Annotated in this window: 25 protein-coding genes; 16 read left to right on the top strand and 9 right to left on the bottom strand. The window is 63.3% G+C overall.

The annotated features are described in order from the left end of the window. The first annotated feature begins 4 nt into the window (after positions 1-4). The 3 genes from C6P64_RS12255 to C6P64_RS12245 are packed head-to-tail and all read left to right on the top strand — an operon-like array spanning position 5 to position 1,937. Positions 5-508 (top strand): rhodanese-like domain-containing protein, encoded by a 504-nt coding sequence (locus C6P64_RS12255; RefSeq protein WP_105748852.1) that lies wholly within the window; start codon positions 5-7, stop codon positions 506-508. Between the two features lie 44 nt (positions 509-552). Then, positions 553-975 carry an OsmC family protein gene (locus tag C6P64_RS12250; RefSeq protein ID WP_105748851.1) on the top strand — a complete coding sequence of 141 codons (423 nt, stop codon included), beginning with the start codon at positions 553-555 and terminating at the stop codon, positions 973-975. Between the two features lie 14 nt (positions 976-989). Then, positions 990-1,937 carry a cation diffusion facilitator family transporter gene (locus C6P64_RS12245; RefSeq protein WP_425436752.1) on the top strand — a complete coding sequence of 316 codons (948 nt, stop codon included), beginning with the start codon at positions 990-992 and terminating at the stop codon, positions 1,935-1,937. Between the two features lie 396 nt (positions 1,938-2,333). Here the strand turns inward: C6P64_RS12245 and C6P64_RS12235 are convergent, their stop codons facing one another. The 5 genes from C6P64_RS12235 to C6P64_RS18215 all read right to left on the bottom strand — a co-directional run bounded on the left by C6P64_RS12235 (position 2,334) and on the right by C6P64_RS18215 (position 8,109). Further along, entirely contained in the window at positions 2,334-4,703 is a 2,370-nt protein-coding gene (locus tag C6P64_RS12235) for a TOTE conflict system archaeo-eukaryotic primase domain-containing protein (RefSeq protein ID WP_105748849.1), read from the bottom strand. Between the two features lie 379 nt (positions 4,704-5,082). Then, positions 5,083-6,639, bottom strand: coding sequence for an IS66 family transposase (gene tnpC, locus C6P64_RS12230; RefSeq protein ID WP_170073096.1), 1,557 nt, complete (start codon positions 6,637-6,639; stop codon positions 5,083-5,085). An 80-nt stretch (positions 6,640-6,719) separates the two neighbouring features. Continuing rightward, entirely contained in the window at positions 6,720-7,055 is a 336-nt protein-coding gene (tnpB, locus tag C6P64_RS12225; protein WP_170073095.1) for an IS66 family insertion sequence element accessory protein TnpB, read from the bottom strand. Continuing rightward, complete coding sequence (gene tnpA, locus C6P64_RS12220; RefSeq protein ID WP_105748848.1) at positions 7,052-7,426, bottom strand: IS66-like element accessory protein TnpA; 375 nt, start codon at positions 7,424-7,426, stop codon at positions 7,052-7,054. Before tnpA ends, tnpB begins: the two co-directional genes overlap by 4 nt. 512 nt (positions 7,427-7,938) lie before the next feature. Continuing rightward, positions 7,939-8,109: a hypothetical protein gene (locus C6P64_RS18215; protein ID WP_170073094.1), complete on the bottom strand. Its 171-nt coding sequence runs from the start codon at positions 8,107-8,109 to the stop codon at positions 7,939-7,941. Between the two features lie 115 nt (positions 8,110-8,224). On the opposite strand from C6P64_RS18215, the gene C6P64_RS12215 reads away from it, so the two are divergent. The 6 genes from C6P64_RS12215 (at position 8,225) to C6P64_RS18350 (ending at position 14,358) form a co-directional block, all read left to right on the top strand. Beyond that, the gene (locus C6P64_RS12215; protein ID WP_105748847.1) at positions 8,225-8,491 is read left to right on the top strand and encodes a helix-turn-helix domain-containing protein; all 267 of its coding nucleotides are present in this window, start codon (positions 8,225-8,227) and stop codon (positions 8,489-8,491) included. A 3-nt stretch (positions 8,492-8,494) separates the two neighbouring features. Next, positions 8,495-9,841 (top strand): type II toxin-antitoxin system HipA family toxin, encoded by a 1,347-nt coding sequence (locus C6P64_RS12210; RefSeq protein ID WP_105748846.1) that lies wholly within the window; start codon positions 8,495-8,497, stop codon positions 9,839-9,841. A gap of 584 nt (positions 9,842-10,425) precedes the next feature. Continuing rightward, the gene (locus tag C6P64_RS12205) at positions 10,426-10,755 is read left to right on the top strand and encodes a type II toxin-antitoxin system PrlF family antitoxin (protein ID WP_105748845.1); all 330 of its coding nucleotides are present in this window, start codon (positions 10,426-10,428) and stop codon (positions 10,753-10,755) included. Further along, positions 10,752-11,249 carry a type II toxin-antitoxin system YhaV family toxin gene (locus tag C6P64_RS12200; protein ID WP_105748844.1) on the top strand — a complete coding sequence of 166 codons (498 nt, stop codon included), beginning with the start codon at positions 10,752-10,754 and terminating at the stop codon, positions 11,247-11,249. The genes C6P64_RS12205 and C6P64_RS12200 overlap by 4 nt, the downstream gene beginning before the upstream one ends. A gap of 394 nt (positions 11,250-11,643) precedes the next feature. Next, the gene (locus tag C6P64_RS12195) at positions 11,644-12,819 is read left to right on the top strand and encodes a tyrosine-type recombinase/integrase (protein WP_105748843.1); all 1,176 of its coding nucleotides are present in this window, start codon (positions 11,644-11,646) and stop codon (positions 12,817-12,819) included. 717 nt (positions 12,820-13,536) lie between these two features. Beyond that, positions 13,537-14,358 (top strand): Rha family transcriptional regulator, encoded by an 822-nt coding sequence (locus C6P64_RS18350; RefSeq protein ID WP_245911712.1) that lies wholly within the window; start codon positions 13,537-13,539, stop codon positions 14,356-14,358. 144 nt (positions 14,359-14,502) lie between these two features. Here C6P64_RS18350 and C6P64_RS17970 read toward each other — a convergent pair whose 3' ends face one another. Both C6P64_RS17970 and C6P64_RS12185 read right to left on the bottom strand, forming a co-directional pair. Next, positions 14,503-15,468, bottom strand: a complete 966-nt coding sequence (locus tag C6P64_RS17970; RefSeq protein ID WP_146115912.1) for a Clp protease/crotonase-like domain-containing protein — start codon at positions 15,466-15,468, stop codon at positions 14,503-14,505. 43 nt (positions 15,469-15,511) lie between these two features. Next, complete coding sequence (locus tag C6P64_RS12185; RefSeq protein ID WP_211296840.1) at positions 15,512-15,778, bottom strand: CCDC90 family protein; 267 nt, start codon at positions 15,776-15,778, stop codon at positions 15,512-15,514. Between the two features lie 348 nt (positions 15,779-16,126). Here C6P64_RS12185 and C6P64_RS12180 point away from each other — a divergent pair, with 348 nt between their 5' ends. The 4 genes from C6P64_RS12180 to C6P64_RS12165 are packed head-to-tail and all read left to right on the top strand — an operon-like array spanning position 16,127 to position 19,087. Then, the gene (locus C6P64_RS12180) at positions 16,127-16,363 is read left to right on the top strand and encodes a hypothetical protein (protein ID WP_105748840.1); all 237 of its coding nucleotides are present in this window, start codon (positions 16,127-16,129) and stop codon (positions 16,361-16,363) included. Then, positions 16,360-17,526 (top strand): helix-turn-helix domain-containing protein, encoded by a 1,167-nt coding sequence (locus C6P64_RS12175; RefSeq protein ID WP_105748839.1) that lies wholly within the window; start codon positions 16,360-16,362, stop codon positions 17,524-17,526. The genes C6P64_RS12180 and C6P64_RS12175 overlap by 4 nt, the downstream gene beginning before the upstream one ends. Positions 17,527-17,540: 14 nt before the next feature. Then, positions 17,541-18,884, top strand: coding sequence for a hypothetical protein (locus tag C6P64_RS12170; protein WP_146115911.1), 1,344 nt, complete (start codon positions 17,541-17,543; stop codon positions 18,882-18,884). Continuing rightward, on the top strand, positions 18,881-19,087 hold the full coding sequence (locus C6P64_RS12165) for a hypothetical protein (protein WP_105748837.1): 207 nt from the start codon (positions 18,881-18,883) through the stop codon (positions 19,085-19,087). Before C6P64_RS12170 ends, C6P64_RS12165 begins: the two co-directional genes overlap by 4 nt. Before the next feature lie 3 nt (positions 19,088-19,090). Here the strand turns inward: C6P64_RS12165 and C6P64_RS12160 are convergent, their stop codons facing one another. Beyond that, entirely contained in the window at positions 19,091-20,137 is a 1,047-nt protein-coding gene (locus C6P64_RS12160; protein WP_105748836.1) for a phage portal protein, read from the bottom strand. 1 nt (position 20,138) lies between these two features. After that, positions 20,139-21,890, bottom strand: coding sequence for a terminase large subunit domain-containing protein (locus C6P64_RS12155; RefSeq protein WP_211296842.1), 1,752 nt, complete (start codon positions 21,888-21,890; stop codon positions 20,139-20,141). Positions 21,891-22,082: 192 nt separating this feature from the next. On the opposite strand from C6P64_RS12155, the gene C6P64_RS12150 reads away from it, so the two are divergent. From C6P64_RS12150 to gpM, 3 genes are all read left to right on the top strand, one after another. Then, on the top strand, positions 22,083-22,913 hold the full coding sequence (locus C6P64_RS12150; RefSeq protein WP_105748834.1) for a GPO family capsid scaffolding protein: 831 nt from the start codon (positions 22,083-22,085) through the stop codon (positions 22,911-22,913). Between the two features lie 36 nt (positions 22,914-22,949). After that, the gene (locus tag C6P64_RS12145) at positions 22,950-23,957 is read left to right on the top strand and encodes a phage major capsid protein, P2 family (protein WP_105748833.1); all 1,008 of its coding nucleotides are present in this window, start codon (positions 22,950-22,952) and stop codon (positions 23,955-23,957) included. Between the two features lie 38 nt (positions 23,958-23,995). Then, on the top strand, positions 23,996-24,229 hold a 234-nt coding region (gene gpM, locus C6P64_RS12140), incomplete at its 3' end, for a phage terminase small subunit (protein ID WP_425436753.1).

Below are 24,229 nucleotides of genomic sequence, written 5' to 3'. Positions count from 1 at the left end.
GTCAATGAGCCAAAACATGGAACTGCCACAAGCCCGCGAGGTCTGCCCCACCACCACACGCCGTCTGGTCGGCGAAGGTGCCCTGCTCGTCGACGTGCGCGAGCGGTCGGAAATCGACGCACTGGCCTTTGACGTACCGGAACTGGTCGTGATGCCGCTGTCCGAGTTCGAGCAACGCTACAGCGAACTGCCTCGCGACCGCGAGCTCGTGATCGTCTGCCGCAGCGGCAACCGCAGCCTCAAGGCCACCTACTTCCTGATGTACCAGGGCTACAGCCGGGTCAGCAACATGTCGGGCGGCATGGTCAAATGGCTCAGCAAGGGCTTCCCAGTTGTCGGTCAGAGATTTGAAGCCCCTGCGGCCAGTGCTTCTTGCTGCGCAGGATCTGGATGCGCGCCTAGCACTGCGGACAACGGTGCTTGTTGCGGAGCTTCCGCAGACCAGGCTCAGGCAGAAACTGCATCGTCTTGCTGCAGCACTACCGCGGCCAAGACATCCTGCTGCTGAACGATTTGGCAGCTCCTGTTTGATTGACTCGAGGGCATCACGACATGGCGGAACAAAAAATGCGTTTTCATGTGGAGAGCAAGCGTTGCAGTGCTCACCAAAGTGTGGCCGTCTGCAAGCAGGCGTCTATCGACTTGGACACCGACCTGGCTGGTAACCCCGAAGCCTTCAATCCGGCCGAGCTGCTGCTCGCCGCCTTGTCAGCCTGCATGATCAAAGGCATTGAGCGGGTAACGCCCATCCTCAAGTTCCAGTTGCGCGGTGTCGAGGTCAAGGTCGACGGCGTGCGCCAGGACGTGCCGCCGAGGCTGGAGTCGATCCGCTACGAAATCATCGTTGATACCGATGAGTCAGACCAGCGCATGAACCTGCTGCACGAAAACGTGAAGAAGTACGGCACCGTCTTCAACACCGTTGCGCCTGGCACGGAGCTCAGCGGTGTGCTGGTACGCAAGCCGGCAGTCTGAAACAGGTCACGATCGTGAGCGAACACAATCACGGGCATGACCATGCCCACGCACCGACCAACTTCAACCGAGCGTTTGCCGTCGGCATCGCGCTGAACGTATTGTTCGTTGTCGTCGAGGCTTTCTACGGCTGGAAAGTCAACTCGCTGGCATTGCTGGCAGACGCGGCCCACAATCTCAGCGACGTGGCCGGGCTGGTGCTAGCCTGGGGCGGCGCACTGGCCAGTCAGCTCAAGCCAGACGCCAGACACACCTATGGTTGGCAGCGCGGCACTATCATGGCCGCGCTCATCAATGCCATCTTGCTGCTGCTGGCGATGGGGTCGCTGGGTTGGGAGGCGGTACAACGGCTGCAAACGCAAGAGGCGACGGAGGGCTGGACCGTCATCGGTGTGGCTGCCGTCGGCATTGTGGTGAACACCGTGACCGCTTTGCTCTTCATGAAAGACCGCAAGGATGACCTCAACATCAGAGGCGCCTTCTTGCACATGGCGGCCGACGCCCTGGTCTCGGTGGGGGTTGTCCTAGGCGGTGTGCTTTATCTCTGGCAAGGCTGGGCCTGGATTGACCCGGTCATGAGTCTGCTCATCGCGGCCGTCATCGTCGTGGGCACCTGGAGCCTTTTTCACCAGTCGCTGCACATGATGTTTGATGGGGTGCCACTGAACTTAGACCTGCACCAAGTGCACGGCTGTCTCATGGCCTTACCCGGTGTCGTGGCAGTCCACGACCTCCATGTCTGGGCAATGAGCACCTCCCAGGTCGCTCTGACAGCTCATCTGGTGGTGGCCGACGCCAGCACAGACTCGGGAATTCTCTTGGCAAACGCCCAGGAGGAGCTGGACGAACACTTCCAAATCCAGCATGTCACCCTGCAAGTGGAGACCGCAGAGCATGCCCGCCACTGTGCTTTGCGGACGCACGGCAGCGACCTGAGCGCCGATACTCCCGGCACGCCATGAGTGAATTTACCCGATAGCCCTGACGAACTGATCCGGCAATACATATTCAGCAAGGCTGGCCTGACGCCGACTTGCAAGCGGAACGGGTCTCACGACATGCGGGCGCTGACGGGCAAAATGCGGCTGTAGAATGTAGCTTACAGTTACTCGCCATGGCGCAGTCTGTTCATGGGCAGCAGGACTTCGGATCTGCTCAAGGCAGCTGACGTGCCCACGCTGCTGCTGCGTTGACGGTAAGGCTTGGAATGTCTTGCTTGAACTTGTCGGTGTCCAATCGCCAGTGTTCGCGATCAGGCCAAGCCTTTGCCAGATTCCCAGACCTGAGACTCGGGCCTGCCCTAGCCCCACCGGTATACCAAGGTCTTGAGCTTGCCACGAACTGGCTGACCCTGGTGTTTAGCCTGTTCCTTGGTCCATCTCCCCCACCCGGTACCCCATCGCCCGATAGCCACGCTGCCGCTTGTCCCACATCCGCAGCAGCGCCGGGTGTCCTGTATCGACGAAGTCAATGATCCGCACGTCTGTCTTGCCAACATGCTCCCGGTGCAGGCGCCCGGCGTACTGCTGAAGCGTGCCTTTCCAGGACACAGGCATCGCCAGGACCAGCGTGTCGAGTGGCGGATGGTCAAAGCCCTCCCCGACCAGCCGGCCCGTCGCCAACAAGATGCGGGGCGCATCGGGCGGCAGTGCGTCCAGGGTGGCCACCAGCGCGTCGCGCTGCTTGCGGGACATTCGACCGTGCAGGACGAACGGGGCTGCAGCCAGCCCGTCAAGTGCCGCATGGATGGCTTCGAGATGCTCAGTCCGCTCGGTCAGGACGAGCACCTTGCGCCCCTGCTCGAACGCGTCACGCACGTCTGCCGCGATGGCCTGGGTCCGATCCTGGTCAGACGCGAGACACCGGAACAGGTCCTGAATGCCCGCGTCAGCAGAAACATCGATCCTTGTGAGGCGTGAACGGGGCACCACTGCCAGATCATGGGGAGCGCCTGTCGGTCTCGCCGCCGTGTACCGGATCGGGCCGCACTGCATAAAGATGACGGGCTGCTGCCCGTCCCGTCGCACGGGCGTGGCCGTCAGGCCATGGACGTACTTTGCTTTCGTGCGCTTCAGGATGGCGTCGAAGGAGACGGCACCGACGTGGTGGCACTCGTCCACGATCACCTGGCCGTAGCGCTCGACCAGCGGATTGACCTCGCCCTGCCGGGAGACGGACTGCATCACGGCGATGTCGATCTGGCCCGTCGGTCTGGACTTGCCGCCACCGATGGTTCCGACCACGCCCTTGCCGACGCCCAGGAAGGCCTGCAGGCGCTCCTGCCACTGTTTCAACAGCTCCGTGCGGTGCACCAGCACCAGGGTATTCACGCCCCGGCGCGCGATCATCGCGGCGGCGGTGACCGTCTTGCCAAAGGCGGTGGGCGCGCACAACACCCCGGTGCTGTGGTGCAGCATGGCCGAGACGGCAGTCTCCTGATCCAATCGCAAAGTGCCGGCAAATCTCACGTCGAGGGGCTCGCCCCCAAAGCGCTCGTCACGCAGCTCGCAGGCGATGCCGTTATCCCGCAGCAGTTCCAGCGCCGCTTCCAGGCAACCGCGTGGCAAGGCGATGTGCTGCGGGAAGTTCTCGGCGTTGCCGATGACGCGTGGCTTGTCCCATACCGACATCCGCATCGCCTGGGCCTTGTAGAACTCGGGATTCTGGAAGGCAGCCAGTCGGATCAGCCGGTTGGCCAGTGGCTGCGGCAACTGTGACTTCTCGAAGTAGACCAGATTGGCCAGCGTCACGGTCAGCGACTGCGGCATCGGCCCGGCCAACTTCTTGGACGAGTGACTTTCCCGTTTCCAGGGCGTGGCCAGGTCTTCATCGTCGATGAAGGTGACATCCAGTGGGTGGACGCCTCCCGTAGCCCGCAGGATGACCGGCTCGATGTCGTGCCCGGCCATGGGCTGGATCGACGCCAGGAAAGCCCACTGATCCGGGCACGGCTGCAGCTCGGCATCCACGAATACGCTGCAACCGTTTTCGCGCGGGCGCTTCTGCAGCGGCAAGGCGATCAGGTTGCCGAAGCCGCCCTTGGGCATCGTGTCCTGATTTGGGAACAGTCGATCGTAGGATTGCAGCTTGAGTTGCCGGGTGCGCGAGCAGGTATGGCTGATGATGGCCGTGCCCAGGCGACGTGCCTCACGCGCAGGAACCCGGCTGGCGAAGAACACCCAGGCGTGCGCGCCCTGACCGGAGCGAGAGATTTCCAGTGCTGACGGCACGCCCAGTTCTGCGCAGGACTCCATGAAGGCCCGGGCATCATCACGCCAATCGGCCTCGTCGAAGTCGACTGCCAGGAAGCAGCAGCTGTCGTCCTCCAGCAACGGATACACGCCGACGGTGTGCTTGCCGGCCAGGTGGTCGTAGATCACCGCATCGGACAGCGGGATCAGCAGGCGGTTGCAGCAATCACCGCATTTGATGCGGGGCTTCTCGCACACCCCAGCGAGCCATTCGTTGGCACAGGCCGGGGCGTAGCCCGACTTGCCCGAGGCCTTGCTCTCCCAACGTATTGGATAGACATCGGTGCGCCCACGGAACAGGCGGCGGAACAAGGCCACCTTCTCGGCGGTCGTCAGACGCGACGGTTCCGGCTCTCGCAGCACGACAGCGGTGGGCTGAGGCAGTCGCCAATCGATGCCGTGGGCTTCTAGCAGTGCCACCAGGCGGGTGTTTTCGGCCTGAAGGGTGGCAATGACTGAACGGTCCTGGAGGGTCATTGCGATGCTTGTTATGACGAGGACGCACAACGCAACTGCAGGTAGTGGGTCCACTGCAGCACAGGTTTCCAGGACGCCCTGACTGGACATTCGGCCAGCCGCACGGCGCCGAAGACCCTGCGGTGTCGCTCGGGCTGATGGATAGCTTCATCGTACCTGCACATACCGCCATCCTAGCAAGGCTGGACTGCCCATTTCTTAAGCACTACAAGAAAAATCAATAACAAAAACGACTTACCCTGCTTTCATCTGCCTTGTCCACAGATTTGGGCACGGATGACGTGGATTACCCTGGATGAAAGTTCGTATCCGTCCGGTGAACCCATCTTGACCAGCAGTCAGGTGTTGAGTGTGCTTTGGAGGATGGGTTCGCTGGCGTTCAGACCAGCGTTGGAGACCAACGGTGTGGTAGCAGTTCTGCAACGCGGCTGTTGGGCCACGTCGGCAACTTGTCCATCACGTCTTTGAGGTAGGCGTGCGGGTCGTGCCCGTTGAGCTTGGCCGACTGGATCAGGCTCATGACCGCGGCGGCCCGCTGCCCGGCGCGCAGCGATCCAGCGAACAGCCAGTTCTTGCGCCCCAGGGCCACCGGGCGGATCTGGTTCTCGACCCAGTTGTTGTCGATCGGTAGCCGCCCGTTGTCCAGGAACCGGATCAGTGCCTGCCAGCGCCGCAGGCTGTAGTCGATGGCCTTGGCCGTGGCCGAGCCCTCGGGCACCAGCCGCCTGTGCTGCGTCAGCCAGTCATGCAGTTTGTCGATGACAGGGCGGCTGTGTTGCTGGCGGGCATGCCAGCGATCCTGCGCGTGGGCATCTTGCATCTGCCGCTCGACGTCATAGAGCTGGCCGATCTGCTGCAGCGCCTGCTCGGCGATCTGGCTCTTGTTGGCCACGTGCAGTTCGAAGAACTTGCGCCTGGCATGCGCCCAGCAGCCGGCCTCCTTGATGGAGCCAGTCATCAACTGCTTGTAGCCCGCAAAGTCATCGACCAGCAGCGTACCTGACCACCCCTCGAGGAAGGTGCTGGCGTGCCGGCCGGCCCTGCTTTCGCAGAAGTCATAGACCACCGCCCGGGTGGATTCATGCCGTCCAGGCGTGTAGGCCCACAGGTAGGCGCGATGGGTCTTGCCATCCCTTTGACTCGCGGGCTTGAGCATCTGAACCGGTGTCTCGTCGGCATGGATAACCGTGTGAGCGAGCACCTCCTGGCGCAGAGCATCGACCAGCGGCTGCAGTTGCACGCCGCAGCTGCCGACCCACTGCGCCAGTGTCGAGCGAGGGATGGGCACGCCGGCACGTTCGTAGATGGCCTCCTGGCGGTGCAGCGGCAGGTGGTCAGCGTACTTGGCCACCAGCACCTGGGCCAGCAAGCCGGTGGTTGCCAACCCCCTGTCGATGATGTGCGCATCGACAGGTGCCTGCCTGAGTGTCTGGCAACAGGCGCACACCCACTTGCCGCGAACATGCTTGTGCACCGTGAACACGCCCGGGGCGTAGGCGAGCTTCTCGGACACGTCTTCGCCCATGCGCTTCATCGGCTGGCCGCAGCATTCGATGCTGGCGGGTTCATGCTTGAACTCTTGGCGCGGCAGTTGTGGCGGCAAGGGCCGGCGCTTGGGCTGCTGGCGTGCCTGGCGATCGACGAACGACTGCATCTGGCCGATCTCTTCGGCCACAGCCTGCAGGTCTTCGTCGATGGACTCTTCGAGCAGGCTGCGCTGATCGGCGTTGAGGGCTTCGCTCTTGGCCGCAAACTTCAGCCGCTTGAGCATCGCATTCTCGAACGTGAGCTTGTCGAGCAAGGCCTGCTTGTGCCTGAGCTCGGCAGCCTGCTGTTGCGCGACTGCGCCTTGCTGCTGGACCTGTGACAGCAGCGCCTGCAGCATCTGGCGCATTTGCGCCTCGTCCATGCCTTGCAGGTCCACCGTCGGGTTCATGGCCACCATCATTACCCAAGGCGAGCGTGCTCGCCATCGGCATATTCACGAATGGAACGCCGTCCTGGGTTGGTGCAGGATCAGAGCACCGTGATCACGCCCGCCTGGCCGAGCCTTTGCCAGGGCAGGCCCGTGACCAAGGCCTGCAGTTGTTCGGCAGTCAGCGGCAGGCGCACATCGACACCCCTATCACCCCAGACAAAGCGGCCACGGTTCAAGCGTCTGGCAGCCAGCCACACCCCATAGCCATCGTGGACCAGCACCTTCATGCGGTTAGCACGGACATTGGCGAACAGGTAGGCATGGTGCGGATGTGCGGCTCCGAAGACCTTGACCACCCGAGCCAGCACCGTCTCCATGCCTGCGCGCATGTCCAGCGGCTCGGTGGACATCCAGATCGCATCGATGCGGATCATCGCAGGATCTCGCGCAGCAAGGCCCCGCACTGGGACAGGGGGCATTGCAGGCTCACCACCAGTTCGCCGCGCTGCAGCCTCAACTGCACCGCTTCGGACACCGGCGGCTCACTGCCACCCGCAGGGATGACTCCGGTCAGCGGGATGGGCACGAACGCCGCTGGCGGCTCGGCATCGGCGTGGCCACTCAGCGCGCGCGCCTGTCGGGCCTCCCTGATCCAGCGGTGCAGCATGTTCGGGTGCAGGCCATGTGCGATCGCCACCCCTCCGATGCTGGCCCCGGGCTCCTGGCACTTGGCCCGCATCTGCGCCTTGAACTCTTGGCTGTACTCGCGTCGGCCAGGCCGCGCTGCAATTGAAAACTTCTCCATCGTCTCCACGATCCTCCATCGTGGGAACGATGCCCGCTTCTCAGAACGCCTTCAAGATGGGTTCACCGGACGGATACGAAAGTTCCACATAAGCTGCAAGAAACTCGATTGCCTGCAGGCAGGTTGTCCGCATAGGAGTCTGAATCATGGTGGACACTGCACGCTGCCTCAGGCACGTTCCGGACGATCCCGATTGCGGTGCATCACTGCCTAGCTCGCCGACTTTGAACGAAACCAGCCTGACAATCGTTGCCGCATCCAGCTCAATGGCCGATCCCGCCTTGTTGGTGCCCTGGGGAATCCTGGGCTCAGGCTTTTACACGCGTTCTCTGGCTTTTGCTACACGCACGGTAGTGGTCGGATGCCCTCCCCCCTCTGGCTTTTGCTACACGCATGCTCGTCCGCTATGCGCTAGACCGACCCGGTCACTGCGCCCCTCTGGATAGCAACGACTTACGTCGTTACAAAAGAGCCCTCGGCTATGCTGGCTTTTCGTCTCTGGTGACCCGGCTTCATGTGCCGTCGTCCAGATCCGGTCGATGCGGCTGCACCTTGCCCTGCTCAGCAGGGTCGTCGCCCGCGGCGACCACAATGAGCGGCAGCAGGTGCTCCTCGGCGCGCAGCGGGTGGCACAGGCGGGCAACCGACGAGCGCTCCCACGCGGCCAGCGCGGATCGTCGCATGTGGTATGGCTATTCTGCCAACCAACCCGAAGGCAGAGCTCTTACCGAATATACCGGTATTTGATATTTAGAACAAATACCAGTAAAATACATTTACTGTAATAAGCGGTAAACCATGTCTCCTCGAACCCAAGCTCTCGTGACATCTTCCCAACTGGGTGCGCTCTTGCAAGGCACACGCAAGAGCCTCAAGCTCACGCAGGCCCAGCTTGGCGAGCGCCTGGGGCTGAGCCAGAGGCGCATCTCCGAGCTCGAGCGGGCACCGGGTACATTGAGCGTCGACCAGCTTATGGCCTTATGTGCCCTGTTGGGCCTGCAGCTGACTGTGCAGCCGCGTGCAAAGGCTCCACGGGCCACCGATGACCCTACGGGGGAGTGGTAAGCCGTGGGCCGCCGATCAAGTTCCCAGCCGCTGGGCATATGGATCAACGGCGAGTTGGTGGGCCACTGGTCCCCGGCATCTCGCCGGCCGATGGAGTTGCGCTACGAAGATAGCTGGCTGGCCTCGCGCTCGGCTCGTCCGCTATCCTTATCCTTGCCGCTTCCCCTGGTGGGCAACGAGCCTCTGAGGGGAGAGCGTGTCGAACACTTCTTTGACAACCTGCTGCCGGACAGCGGGGCCATCCGCAGGCGCCTCGCGCAGCGCTATTCGGCAGGCTCGGAAGATACTTTCGACCTGTTGGCTGCCATTGGTCGTGATTGCGTGGGGGCCATTCAACTCCTTCCAGCCGATGAGACGCCGACCGGCTTTGACCGCATCGAAGGCGAAGTCCTGGATGATGAGGCCGTGGCTGCCCTGCTGCGTGCCACCGTCTCCAGTGGCTCGTTCGCCGGTCAGTGCAAGGACCAGGATTTCCGCATCTCGATTGCTGGCGCCCAGGAAAAAACCGCCCTGTTGCGTCACGACGGCCGGTGGCTGCGGCCGCTGGGCGCTACGCCCACCACGCACATCGTCAAGCTGCCCATGGGCCTTGTCGGCAACATGCAGGCTGACATGCGCACCTCGGTCTACAACGAGTGGTTGTGCCTAAGGTTCATGCGAGAGCTGGGCTTCGACGTGGCACAGGCCGACATCGTGACCTTTGCCGACCACATGCCGGTACTGGTGGTCGAACGTTTCGACCGCAAGAGGCACCCCTCGGGCACATGGATTCTTCGCCTCCCTCAGGAGGACTTCTGCCAGGCCTTGGGCGTGAGTCCTGCGAAAAAGTACGAGGCTGACGGTGGGCCAGGCATCGAGCGGCTCGCCCAGGTGCTCAGCGGCTCCGAACGCGCACGTGCCGACCTGCGCACGCTCCTGGCCAGTCAAGTCGTCTTCTGGTTGCTGGCTGCCACGGATGGCCACGCGAAGAACTACAGCATCCGGCTTCAGGCGAGAGGCGCCTATGCGCTGACCCCCTTGTACGACGTGCTCTCCGCCTGGCCCATCATCGGCAACGGAAAGAACCAGCTGGCATGGCGCAACGCCAAGCTGGCCATGGCGGTCAGCGGCAAGAACCGGCACTATGAGCTGGCCAACATCATGCGGCGACATTTCAACGCCATGGCGGCCAAGTGCGGCTGGGGCGAAAACGCCGAGGACATTATGGGCGAACTGCTTGCCAGAGTGGAACCGGCCATAGACGCCGTCACCCGGCAGATGCCCGTCGACTTCCCGCAAGACGTGGCCGAGGCAGTCTTCGAAGGTGTTCGCAAACAAGTCCAGCGGCTTCAGGCCCAGCCCAGCACGTAGAGGGCGCGCACATCGCCCAGCCGGTCGCCTCCTGAGCCACTATCGACCGAGGCTGTGTGGAAACGCGCTCTGTCGCAGACTTTCAAGCCTGTTGTCAAACTCCAACCTTTCAGATCGCCGTAGAACACCCGATCGTAAAGTTGCCAAGGGGTGAGGCGCCCCCCAAAACATTGACATGGGACGTTTTCACACAACCTCGACCCAATGCAGACGGCCACTACGCCAGACCAGGGTGGTTGGGCTCTCGCGTAGCGCCGGATTGGCCTTGCGTCTTGCGCCGTAGTCCGTGTAGTGCCGGCCCAGGATATCGGCGTAACGCATACCCAATGCAACACAGGTTGCCAGAGCGCCCTGGCTGGGCATTCGGCCAGCCGCACGACGCTGAAGACCCTGCGGTCGCGTTCGGACTGGTAGGTCGCTTCATGGTGCCTGCACATACCTCCATCCTAGCAAGGCCGGACTGTCGGTCACATTTCATGACGCCTGACAAGTCGACAACCGTCTCATGCAATGCAAATGCATTGCCAAGACAATGGGATTGCATTACCATTGATGACCTTCCTCCTCTTCCACCGGAGAATGCCATGCCTGCCACCCTAGAAGTCGAATCCACGCTGACCGACCGCTACCAGACTACCGTGCCAGAGACCGTGCGTCGTGCTCTGCGGCTGGGCAAGCGCGACAAAATCCACTACACCATACATCCCAGCGGCGAGGTGGTGCTCACCCGCGCTGAAGTCACAGAGGATGGCGATCCAGTGCTGGGGTTTTTCCTTGGCTTTTTGGCTCGCGATATCGCCAACCATCCGGAGCACTTGCAGGCCATGGATGCCAGTCTTGTCCACCGACTCCAGTCTCTGGTCGGCGACATTGAAGCCGATTTCGATGCCACACTGTCGGCAGACGATGAATGAGCACCAGCAAGCCTGCGCCCTTGGTCGTTCACGGCTGGACGATCTTCGCCCATCCATTGTTCCTCGCACAGATTGAAGCGCTGGCACAGCAAGTCGAGGCCCTTAAACAGAAGGACCCGCTCGGCTACGTGAAGAAGAATGCCAGCAAGCGACTGGCAGCTATCACCAAGCTGGCGTTCGACGTCATCCCGCAGGATCCGGCGCGGCCGGAGTACCGGCAAGGAGGCACCCTGGGCGACGATCACAAGCACTGGTTCCGAGCCAAGTTCTTCCAGCAATACCGGCTGTTCTTCCGTTACCACGCACAAGCCAAGGTGATCGTGTTTGCGTGGGTCAACGACGAGGACACCAAGCGTGCCTACGAAAGCAACGACGACGCCTACCGAGTGTTCCGCAAGATGCTGGAGAGCGGCCATCCGCCGGACGACTGGAACCAGCTGCTGGAGGAGGCTCGGGCAGAAGGACAACGCTTGAAGCAATTCGCGTTCCAGTAGTTCAAGCCGGGGGGCTGCGCGCTTCGCGGCCTGAAGAGCGCTAACGGACCGGCTGCGATTCGAGCTCAGGTGAGCCGCAACAGACGGCCGGTTTTTCTACACATGAGCACTACACATCACCAGCCTTGCAAAATATCAAGTCATTGATTTATAATAAAAAATCGGAAGGGTTTTCGAATCCCGCCCTCTCCGCCATGAATAGCAAACGGTAAGCCACCTTACCGCACCAAACCCCACTAAAACTGATGAAAATCAGGCACTTAGTGGGGTTTTTTGTTGCCTAAAGCCCAACGAACCCCACATGATCACACCGTTCACCACGGGCAGTCTGTAGGTAGAAATGTAGGTATTTCTAAAGCAGCTGCCCTGAAATACCTACACCTGACCTGCCAGCATGGCTACCAACACCCTGACCGACTCACAGTGCCGCGGCTTCAAGCCCGGTGACAAGAACTACAAGAAGTTCGACGGCGAAGGCCTCTATCTCTGGATCACGCCTCTCGGCTCCAAGCTCTGGCGGCAATCCTTCCGCTGGGAAGGCAAGCAGCAGACCATCTCATGGGGCCCCTACCCGAAGGTCAGCCTGGCCGAGGCCCGGGCCAAGCGCGACGAGGCCAAGCGGCAGCTGCGCGACGGCATCAACCCCATGACAGCGTCCGATACACCAAACCCATCGACGCCGACCTTCTCGAAGTGCGCCGAGCTCTACTGGGCTGGCCGCAAGGACTGCACGCCCAAGTACATCGACAACGCCACGCGGGCGCTCGACGCCTACCTGGTGCCCGCCCTGGGCCAGCGGCCGATCGACGGCATCACCCGCAACGACCTGCTGGCCGAACTGCGCAAGGTGGACGACGCCGGCAAGCATGTCTACGTGCGCAAGATCCGCCTGTGGGCCGACGCGGTCTTCGAGTGGGCCCGCGCCAACGGACACTGCGAGCACAACCCGGCTGCCGAGATCGACCCCAAGAAGGCCTTCGCCACCGCCAAGGTCGAGCACTTCGCCGCACTTGAGCCCAGCGAGATGCCGCAGCTGTTCGACCGACTGGCCTTCGAGAGCCCGCAGCAGCAGAGCGTGCTGGCTCTGCGCATGCTCGCCTACACCTGGGTGCGCACCACCGAGCTGCGCCAGATGCGCTGGCACGAGATCGAGGGCGACATCTGGCGCATTCCGGCCGGCAAGATGAAGCGGTCGCGCGACCATGTGATCCCGCTGAGCCGCCAGGCGCTTGAGCTGCTCCAGGTCATGAAGCAGCGCGCGCGCGGCAGCGACTACGTGTTCCGGGGCGAGAGCCGCAAGGACACACCGATCTCGGAGAACGCCATTCTCTACCTGCTCTACCGCATCGGCTTCAAGGGCCGCATGACCGGGCACGGATTCCGATCGGTCGCCTCGACCTGGGCCAACGAGGCCGGCTACGAGCCCGACCACATCGAGTTCCAACTCGCGCACAGCGAAGAAAACAAGACCCGCAGCGCCTACAACCGGGCCCGCTACCTCAAGCAGCGGCGCCAGATGCTGCAGGACTGGGCCGACTGGCTGGATGCCTGCGCCAAGCCGGCCAAGTGACCGCGCTGCTCTGGCCTGCCTGGAAACCAATACTCCCCCCAGTGTTTTCAGACGCAACCCCCCTGAAACTTGCACACTTTTCAGGCAAAACAGCCGAAAACAGGCCGATTCCAAAATCCCAGGGAGGGGTCGGGAAAAACCTAACCGGCATTACTGATACTGAAAAAGGCTTGAAAATCCATACAGAACAAGCACTTACAGTAACCTATAAAGTCTAACAATTTCCTAACCAAAACCTAACTTGGTTAGAAGATGAGAACCTAACCAAGGTCAAGAACACCACCTATAAAAATCAAGCACTTGCGGCTTTGTAAGGGTTTTGGTTAGGTCTGGTTAGGGTGTTTTCTAACCAAGATTTCCGGTTGAAGATCAAGGACTTGCCGGCGTTTTTCGGGCGCTTTTTTCCTGGTTAGGTTTTTCCCGAACCCTTCCCGGAAAAGCTGGGAAAAACGGCCTGAAAACGGCCGAAACGGGGGTGGGGGTATGTCTGGCCGGGCATGGCTCCTCGGCAGACCAGCGCACAGGCCGACGAATCCCGTCGAATCCCGACGCCGCCAGGGCCCCGGAAAGCCCCCTCCCCCGCAGGGAAGCCGGGGGGCCGACCAGGCCGACACTCGAGGCCGATTTAGCGCGGGGGCGCGGCGGGGTCTCGACTGCGCGCTGGAGCACAATGGTGTTCATCCTGCGCCATACAGCCACCTTCTGCCTGGAAACGCCATGTCCACCCCCGTCAATGCCCTGAACTCGATGCGCAAGACCCTCGAAGAGCGCGCCGATGCCTTCCAGCAGGTCGAGGCCGCCTCTCCCTTGCTGACCGTCGTCGATGGCCAAGCCACCACCACCAGCCTGGACATCGCCCGCCACTTCGATAAGCGGCATGACGATGTGCTGCGTGCCATCCGGAACTTGCTTGCACAGTTGCCCGCCGAACGTGCCCGCAATTTTGCGGAGACGTTATTCGAGGTCCCCGGACCCAACGGCGCCGTCCGTCAGGAGCCGGTCTACCGCATCACCCGCGACGGCTTCACGCTGCTAGGGATGGGCTTCACGGGCGACCGAGCACTGGCGTTCAAGCTGGCCTACATCGACGCCTTCAACGCGATGGAGGCCAAGCTGCGTGCGCTCTACGTCGAGCCCCTGCTTGATGCCAGCGACAAGCAGTTCAGGAAAGGGATTCCGCTGCGCTTCAAGCTGACGCTGCAGGAGCAAGGCCGCCGTGCGATGAACGACCTGCTCAACGAGTCACGGCCAGAGGCAAGACGCAACCTGTACTGGCAGCTGCGCCAGGTCAACGACGCACTGGGCATTCCAACCGACTCGATGGAGGTCCTGGGTGTGCAGCAGCCAGTGGTGGACGTCGAGCGCGAGCACACGTCCATTTCATGCAAACCGGCCTTGAGCAAGATTGACAAGGAGATCGCAGAGATTGACGCTTATGTCAAGAAGATTTCAGCCAGCAAAGAAGAGTCGATCTCCTTTTTGCAGCGCGCTGGCATATTGGATAAAAACGGTGAACTGGCCGAGCCTTACCGGAATTAATAGGCACGAATAGATTCAGAAAATAATCCGCAAAAAGAAAACAGCGTTGGCACAAAACTGCGCCAACGCTGTCTATTTAAGCATAAAACTCAGAGATAAATTATTCAATAGCGATATGAATCATCAAGCTCAGAGACATCAATGTCATATCGATGATTTATTTGATGCAACGGCGTCTGCACCGGCCACTGATGAGTGAAGCTGTTTTTTTGTTTTACTTCTGCGAGTCTGCCCGCCAGTGCCATTGAGCTTTGACTGACTTTCTCCTGCAACCTCTTCAGCGGTTCGAAGAACTCGGTATTCTGCTCCATTTTCATATCCTTCAATGCTGAATGAGTCGATTTTAGCAATTGGGTCATTTATATACTTTAAAAAATCTTGATCAAAGCTATCGCAAAACTTCAATAAACCCAAATCAGGCTTATCCACCACCTTAAATAAGGTTCGCGCCTCTTTTCTATCTATAACAAAACTATGTGATGGATACCCACCTATCAACGTCTCCACACCTCTTGGCTTAACATTTGCACTGGTAGTAGAGAGCCTTCTTCCATATGCGTACGTAATATTTGTGGCACGCTGCATTTCCGCCAACCGTAATGGCTCAATCTGAGCTGCAATTGGCTGAAAAAGTCCAGAAACCAGTTTTACAGCCATGTCTGCTGCAACTTTCGTAGATAAGCCCTGACGCACCAATTTATTCATATAAGAATTAAAAGTCGTCAATGCCTCATCTTTCAAAAAATCTACCGCTTGATTAATATCAAGACCTGAGTTTCGACCAAATAACTCATCACCTTTCTTTATCTGAATATCTAGCGGACCAAGCTCACTACGATCTGCCATGTAGATTTTTTTGGCCCCAACCACAACTAGGGTACCTGCACTTTTGCATTCATTAGATATCAAGGCATGAAACCCATTTTCAGGATACGCATGCTGAAGCGCACGAGCGATACGAAATCCCGCATCAGGATCTCCGCCTGGAGTTGAGATCATAAGAAGCGCCGTAGCATCTTCGCCCTCTTTCCTTTTTTTGATCTCATCACAAATTGCGTGATATCCATAAACGCTTATTTGCCCAGAGTAGCGGTAAACGTCGTACTTCATAAAAACTATGTCTTGGCTTTTAAAAATATAAGGCGTGAATTACTCAGAAGAACTGCTTGCCGAAGTTGGCCGCCGCCAACGCGATCAGGATGCCGAGCATCCAGGACAGCTTGTCGAACTTCGCCTCGAATTTCGACTCCATGCGCTCAAGCTCAACCTTGATGGACTGCACATCGGCACGGGTAGCCAAGGTGGTGTCCAGCGCCTCGGACAACACATCACGCAAGGCTTCGGCTTCGGCCTTGGCCTGCGCCTCAGACACGCCAGCTGACTTCAGCCGTTCAGCGTACTTCAAGGTGTCGAATGTCAAGGTTGTCATGCAGATGATTCTAGTCTCATTGTGAGACTACGTGTTACACTCTGCGACGCACCCTAAAGGGTGCACGGGATTGGCGTCCCGGTTTCCGTAGGCGCAGCAAGCCGCGCGCCGCCCCAGGGTGTCAGCGGCTTTTTCTCATGTCCACCGCTGCGGGTGGCAACACGGATTCCCCTTGCGGACGGAGCAGCCCCCTGCTCCGACGATTGGCGGGCCGTGTGGGGAACTCCCGCGAGGGGGTTCGCCGGACCTACGGCCGGTACGCCAACCCACACGCGCCTGCCTCCCCTTGATTGGCGTCGAGGGCGGCAGGTCCTGAGATCTGTTCCGTAGGAGCCATTCATGGCTGAAATCATCCGCACCCTGCGCGCGCCCGTTCGCGCCTCCGCTTCGCCTGTCCCCCAGTCCGTCCCGGTCCTGCACACGCTGGCCTTCAGCGCGCTGACCGCCGCGCGCACCGAGCTGTCCACGCCCGAAGTCGGCGTCAAGCGCCTGGAACGCGCCCTGGCCAAGGCCATCCGCGCCTCGTCCCTGCTCAAGCAGGCGATCCGCACCGCGCAAGAAGGCGGTGCCACATGAAAGCGCTCAACACCGGACTCCAGCGTGAGAGCCTGCGCGCCCTGGTCGCCTCGGCCGACGTCCGGCTGCCGGCCGGCCCCAAGCTGGCCCTGATCGCCATCGCCCGTTGCCACGACGACCGCACCCGCCGCAGCACCTGCTCGCTCAAGACCATCGCCGCCCTGTCGGGCGTGAGCGAGAAGCAGGCCGGCCGCAACATCGAGGCCCTGGTCGCGCTCGGCCTGATCGCCCGCCTGCCGCGCGCCGGACGCTCGACCAGCTACGTGATCGACCTGGTCGCGCTGGCCCAGGCCCGCAACTGCCGCCCATCCGTCGCCGCCACCCCGGACATGGGCGACATCGACCCCGGACATCTGGACGCCCTACCCCGGACATTCGAGCCATCCACCCCGGACACCCATGTCCCCCGTACTGAAGGGGTACTGGTCTGTACTGAGGAAGGTACTGGGACGCGCGCCGAACCGGCGCCGGTACAAGCCGCCCCCTCCCTCCCTGTTTCTGAACAACCCCAAGCCGAATCCCCGGCGCTGGCCGCCACCGCTGACGCCCAGGTGCTGACGACCAAGGCCCCGGCCGTCGATCGCGCCGTCGCCATTGCCCCCGACACCCTGGCCGCCGTCAACGCCCAGCGCGTGGCCAACGGCAAGGCGGCGTTCAAGCGCGCCGAGCTGCTCGACCTGGGCCGCGAGGCCACCCTGGCCGGCATCGCGCCCCAGGCCGCCGCCGAGTGGATCCTGGCCCGCCCGGGCCGCAACTTCTTCCGCGCCGACTTCGCCAGCGCCGCCAGCCTGACGACACCCGCTGTCGCCCCGGCCGGCCCGGTCGAGCTGAGCGACGCCGGCCGTGCAGCCATGGCGCTGCGGGCCCGCTACGAGGCGGGTCTGGTGCTGCCCCAGTCCGCCGGGCCGATCACCGCCCCGGCTCGCCCGGCACGTCCGGTAGCCGCGCTGCAGACTGTGACGCTGCGCAGCCAGGCCCCGACCGCTGTCGGCGGCAGCATTGGCACCGGCTGGGCCCGCAAGGCCGCCGACCGCTTCGTCGCCGGCGAGGCCGTCTCGCGCGCCACCATCGTCAACGCCGCGGCCGCCCTGGGGCTGTCGCTGGCCGACCTCAAGGCGCAGCGTTCCGCCCACCTTGCCACCCTGGCCACCGTGGCCGCCTGATCCGGGAGATGACCATGACCCACCGCCACACCGAGCAAGACACCCACCTGCCCCGCTGGGCCTACCGCCTGCTGGCCCTGGCCGCCGCCGTCATCGGGCTGGCCTGCAGCGCCGTCACCGCGCAGTTCTTCGTCCTGGGCCTGGAGCGCACCGAGAGCGACAGCCTGGCGCGCGAGGCGCTGATTGCCGCCGGCGTGCTGATGATCGTGGTCGAGCTGGCCGCCTTTGGCATGGCCGCCCTGCTGCCGCGCGAGCGCCTCAAGGCCCTGCGCACCCGCCTGATCTGGACCGGCGTCGCGCTGGTGGCCTTCGAGGTCGCCACGCTCTACGCCGTCCAGGTCACGCTGGTGAAAAGCGCCGATGCGGTGCACCAGGGCGCGAGCAGCCGCATCGCTCACCTCGAGGCCTCGATCGCGCAGAACCGCCAGGCCGCTGCCGCCCTGGTGGCCACCGGTGCCCGCAGCGGCGAGAGCCAGTACGCCAGCAGCCGCGCCCACGGCGCCCAGGCCCTGCGCGAGGCCGCGCGCATCGAGCAGCGCAACGCCGAGCTGTCGGCCGAGCTGTCTCGGCTGCAGGCTGGCCAGCGCCCCACCCTTACCACCATCCTGGGCCAGGACGGCATGGTCTGGTACTCGGTCGCGCGCGGCGTGCTGATCGTCGGCATGGGCCTGGTGATGTTCGCCGCAGCGGGCGCCCTGCTGCGCGCGGGCCGTTCGGTGACGGCGGCTGGATCGGTCATGACCCCGCTGGGCAGCGCGACGGCGCCGGCGATGGCTGCGGCCAAGCCCCGCACCGGCTACGCTCACGGTATCCAGGCCGCTCCGGCAGGCTTGCCCACCGCCCTGCCGTCGACCACGCGCCGCTGGCTGTCCGCCGGCGTGCCGCTGGCGGCCATCCCTGCCGCCGCCTTTGCCGCCCCGACCGTGACGGTCTCGGCACCCGTGACGACAGCCGCCCAGGGCGCGGCCAACGCGACTGTGACGGCGCCGTCGCAACGCCCACCGGAGCAAGACGCGACGGTGGAGGCACCAGCGACTGTGACGACCGCGTCACGCTCCAAGCGCCAGACCGCGCCGCGCAAGCGCGTCACGGTCGAAGTCGGCAGCAAGCGCGACTCGGGTGTCGGCGAGCTGGATGGTCACCGCTACCGGCGCATCGTCGCCAGCGTGCGCGCCGGCCGGCTCACGCCCAGCGTGCGCGCGATCCAGCGCTCGGAAGGCGGCGGCACCGTCACCGTGCGCGGCTACCTGCAGCAGATGGAGCGCGACGGCGTGATCGAGCGCCAGGGCCGGGGCTACGCCTTGCGCGGGGCGCCGGTCGATCCGCGCCAGATGGCCCTGATCGGGGGTGCCGCATGACGCCGGCCGACCAACGCCTGATCGCCGACCAGGTGCAGCGCGCCTCCTTTATCACCGACGCGCTGTACGACCTGCTGCGGGCCGCCAACGGCGAGCGGATCTCGACCACCTCGGTCCTGACCCTGATCGAACCCATGCGCGACGGCCTGCACAACGCCTGCGACCAGCTCGACCGGGCCAGGCGGGGCAAGCCCTTGTCCTGAGCTTCAGGCGCCGGCAGCCGGCGCTTCGGTCACATAGGGCAGGAAGGTCACGACTTCCTCGCCCAGCCAGTCGTTGATCATGGCCAGGCGCTGCTGCAGCGGCTCGATCTCGCTGGCATGGAAGATCTTGGCCGCCTCGGTGATGCTGCCGAAGCCGCCGCTGTTCTGCGGCACGATGCCCATCAGCTGCGGCGGGATGCGGTGTGCGGCCAGCACGTCGTCGCGGCTGACGTTCTTGATGCCGATGAACTCGTCGCGCGCGGCCACCTCGGACACCGGGATCACCTGCACGCCGTCCTTCTTGCCGCCAGGGCTGTAGAGGAACAGGTTGCGGAAGTTGCCCGGGCCCTTGCTGTTCTTGAGCGCTTCGCGGATGTTGTCCACGTCAGCCTGCTGCTGTTGCGCGTCGCTGATGTACAGGATGAAGCCCGCGTGGCTGCCGTTGTTGTAGTAGCGCCGGCGGAACAGCGTGGCCGACTCGTTGAGCCAGGCCGACTGCAGCGCGGCCAGGTACTCGGGCAGGCCGTAGACCTCCTGGTTGATGTCGTGCTCGCGCAGGTGGTGCAGGCTGCCGGGCGTGAACTCGTGCTCCTGCGTGCTCTGGACGAACCAGTAGCGCTCGAGCGCATCGCCGCCGCGGCGCACGTACTTGGCCAGCGCGTGGCGCAGCTGCATGGCGCCGCCCAGCAGGTTGCGCGGGCGCTCCAGGTAGGCATTGCCGAACACCAGGTAGTCCAGCGCCCAGGCGGAAAACGTCTCGCGGTTCAGCCAGCGGTGCGGCACGAAGCGGCTGGCCAGCAGGTTGCGCTTGAAGTAGAGCGCGCTGGCGTGGTGGGTGCTGGCCCGGAAGGTCTTGGCCAGGCCGCTGGGGTCGACCGGCGGCTCGTACCAGCGGCCGTTGGTCCAGCACTCCAGGTAGTCGAGGATGTCGCGCCCGTCGAGCACGGGCACCGGGTCGCCGAAGGTGAAGGCCGCGCCCTGGGTGGCAGGCGGCGCCATGGGCAGCAGGGTCTCGGGCCCATCGGCGGGTGTTTCGGTAGGGGTGGTCATGTCAGTCGTAGATCTCGATGAAGGATTGGTTGCTGCTGGTCTGGCCCTCGAGGGGCTCGTTGACCAGCGCGTTCATGCAGGCCCAGGCCAGGTCGGCGTGGCCGGTCTCGGCGCTGCGCCCGGCGCTGAAGGTGACGGCGTTGCCGCTGGCGGTCAGGGTCTTCTTGATCGCCAGGAATGAGTGCGCCAGGTCGACCCAGCTGCTGTCGAACTGCAGCCGGGCCTTGCCGATGACCGAGCGCGCCTTGAGCACCAGCTGCGTCTTGCTGTCCAGGCTGTAGTTGATGCCCCTGGCCGTCGGGAAGAACTTGGTCACCAGCTGGTACACGCCCTGGCCGATGCCGGTGGTGTCGATGCCGATGTAGGCCACGTTGTAGCGCTGCGTCACCTTGCGAATGGCCTCGGCCTGGCCCTCGAAGTCCATGCCCTTGAACTGGTGCCGCTCCAGCACCCGGAACGCGCCCTTGTCGCCCAGCGGCGGGGCCAACACCACCAGGCCGGCCGAGTCGCCCGTGTGGCTGGGGTCGTAACCGACCCAGACCGGCAGGAAGCCGTAGGGCCGCTGGCTGAACGGCTTGACGTCGTCCCAGGCGTCCCAGCTGTCGACCATGCACTTCTGCAGCTCGGCCAGTGGGAAGATGGAGTGCGAGTCGTCGATGAACTCGCACATCAGCAGGTTCGCGAACTCCTCGGGGTTGTATTCGAGCTTGAGCTCGTCCAGGTCGAACAGGTCGCAGCCGCCGCGCTCGGCGTCGTAGATCGTGACGATGTTGCGCCAGATCCGGTCCTCGGCCACATGGCCATCGGCCAGCCGGTCGTGCGTCAGGTCGAACTGCGCACGCTCGGCCTTGGGCCGCTTCTTGTTGAAGCGCTCGCCGGACCAGAGCGAGTGGGCCTCGTGCTGGATGCTGCTGGGCGTGCTGAAGTAGGTCTTGCGCCACTGCTTGTGCATGGCCATGCCCGACGCGACCTTGTTGAGCACCTCGAACGCGTGGGTCCAGAAGAACTCGTCGAAGTAGAAGTTGCCGTGGTAGCCCTGCGCGGTGCGCGCGTTGGTGCCCAGGAAATAGAGGTGCGCCCCGTTGGCCAGCACGATCGGATCGCCCGACAGCTCGACGCCGCAGGCCTCGTGCGCGAAGCCGATGATGTACTGCTTGAAGATGTGCGCCTGCGCCTTGCTGGCCGACAAAAAGATTTGGTTGCGCCCGGTGGTGATCGCGTCGATCAGCGCCTCGCGGGCGAAGTACCAGGTCGCGCCGATCTGGCGCGACTTCAGGATCATGCGGGTGCGCTGCTGGCTCTCGCGCCACCAGCGCTGCTGGTAGCCGAACAGCGAATCGCGGAAGGCGCTCTCGAGCTGCTCGACCTGGTCCTCGCTGAAGAAGTTCTTGTCCTCGCGCCGGCTGCGCTTGGGGCCGGCGTTGCGGCGCTCGATGTTGGGGTTGAGCTCCTTCTCCTTGCCGGTCTGCTCGTAGTTGCGCACCCGGGCCAGTCGCTCGACCTGGCGGCCCAGCAGGTCGATTTCCTTGAAGTCGGTGCCGGTCTTGGCATCCTTGGCGATCAGCTGCACCAGGCGCGACTCGAGCGCGCCCTCGACGCGCTGGATCGGAGCCGCCTTGTCCCACTGCTCGGCCTCCTTCCAGCCGTGCAGCGTGGTGCGCGGGATCTTCAGCAGCTCGCCGATGTCCGTCAGACGCCAGCCCTGCCAGTAGAGGTCGCGCGCGCGCCGCCGGCTGTCGGCCTGCTGGGCCATGGCGGGGGCCTCCTCGGTATCGAAGGGGGGCGAATCGTCGTCGTGGTCTGACATGGGAACCGATGTTCCCCGGTGCCGCGCGCGCGCGAAACCACGGTCATTTGTACCGATCGCCCCTACAAATGCCGGACGTTGAGCCGCGCGAGAAGCCTGGGCACCATGGCTGGAACTCAACTTCTGCAGCCCAGCCCCATGTCCACCAAGAGCAAGATTTTCCGCGTCGCCACCGAAGGCGCGACCACCGACGGCCGCGCCATCAGCCGCGAGTGGATCACCCAGATGGCCAAGAACTTCAACCCGCAGAAGTACGGCGCCCGCATCTGGCTCGAGCACCTGCGCGGCATTGGCCCCGACAGCACCTTCCGCGCCTACGGCGACGTGCTGTCCGTGGAAGCGCGCGAAGTCGAGGATGGCAAGCTCGGTCTGTTCGCGCAGATCCAGCCCCTGCCCGAGCTGGTCGACCTGATCAAGCGGGGCCAGAAGATCTACACCTCGATCGAGGTCAACCCGAAATTCGCCGACACCGGCGAGGCCTACCTGACCGGTCTGGCCGTCACCGACAGCCCGGCCAGCCTGGGCACCGAGGTACTGACCTTCGCGGCCCAGAAGCCCGACGCCAGCCCGTTCCAGAGCCGCAAGTCCTCGCCAGGCGCACTGTTCACCGCGGCGATCGAAACCCAGATCGAGCTCGAGGACAAGGCCGACGACAGCGCCGGCCTGGTCAAGGCCTTCGGCGACAAGCTCAAGGGCATCGTCAGCCAGTTCACTGGCAAGGCCAGCAGCGACGACGCCCGCTTCGCCCAGGTCGCCGAAGCGCTGGGCAACATCGCCGCCGCCGTCACCGACCAGATCAAGGGTCTGGTGCCCAGCAGCCAGTTCGCCGCGCTCAAGACCGAGCACGACAAGCTGCAGGCCGACTTCAACGCGCTGCAGGCCAAGCTCGCCGGCACCCAGGACCCGCAGTACAGCGGTACCCGCCCGCCGGCCACTGGCACCGGCACCCAGATCAAGACCGACTGCTGATCCAGGCAGCCTTTCACCCCTCACAGGAAGCCCCTCATGCGCAACGAAACCCGCTCGGCGTTCAACGCCTTCATGCAGACCCTGGCCAGCCTCAACGGCGTGCCGTCCGCTTCCGCCAAGTTCGCGGTCAGCCCCTCGATCCAGCAGAAACTCGAGAGCCGCATCCAGGAGTCCAGCGACTTCCTGCAGCGCATCAACCTGGTCGGCGTGACCGAGCAGCAGGGCGAAAAGCTCGGTCTCGGCATCGGCGGCCCGATCGCCAGCCGCACCAACACCGACGCCTCCGACCGCGCCACCAGCGACCCCACCTCGCTCGACGGCATCGGCTACACCTGCAAGCAGACCAACTACGACACCCACATCAGCTACAGCAAGCTGGATGCCTGGGCCAAGTTCCCCGACTTCCAGACCCGCATCCGCGACCTGATCGTGCGCCGCATGGCCCTCGACCGCATCATGATCGGCTTCAACGGCACCTCGGCGGCGGCGGCCACCAACAAGGCCACCAACCCGCTGCTGCAAGACGTCAACATCGGCTGGATCCAGCAGTACAAGACCAACAGCCCGGCTCGCGTGCTGACCGGCGGCGCCACCGCTGGCCAGGTCAAGGTCGGCGCGACGGGCGACTACAAGACCCTGGACGCCCTGGTCTACGACACCGTCAACAACCTGGTCGACCCCTGGTACCGCGAAGACACCGCGCTGGTCTGCCTCCTGAGCCGTGACCTGCTGGCCGACAAGTATTTCCCCCTGGTCAACAACGCCAACCTGGCCCCGAGCGAGCAGATGGCGGCCGACCTGGTCATCAGCCAGAAACGCGTCGGCGGTCTGCAGGCGGTGCGCGTGCCGTTCATCCCGAACAACACGATCATGGTGACCACCCTCGACAACCTGTCGATCTACTACCAGGACGGCGCGCGCCGCCGCACCGTGGTCGACAACGCCAAGCGCGACCGGGTCGAGAACTACGAGTCCAGCAACGACGCCTATGTGGTCGAGGACTACGGCCGCGGCTGCGTGATCACCAACATCGCGCAGGTCTGACCATGGCCATGACCCCCGCCCGCGCCCACATGCTGGCCATGACCGCAGCCAGCCTGTCCGCCGACGACTCGGGCGCCAACGCGCTCGATCCGGCGCAGACCAGCGCCTACGAGCTGATGCAGGCCCAGCTCTACGAGCACCGCCGCGCGCTCAAGGCCATCCAGTCCATCGAGCGCAAGGTCGAGGCCAAGCGCGACTACCTGCCGCTGTACTGGCCCTGGGTCGACGGCGTGCTGGCCGGTGGACAGGGTGCGCGGCTTTGTTGTATTAAT

Source organism: Malikia granosa, assembly GCF_002980595.1.
Classification (GTDB): Bacteria; Pseudomonadota; Gammaproteobacteria; order Burkholderiales; family Burkholderiaceae_C; genus Malikia; species Malikia granosa.
Note: the sequence above shows the minus strand (reverse complement) of the source record. Positions and strands in the feature narration are given on the sequence as shown.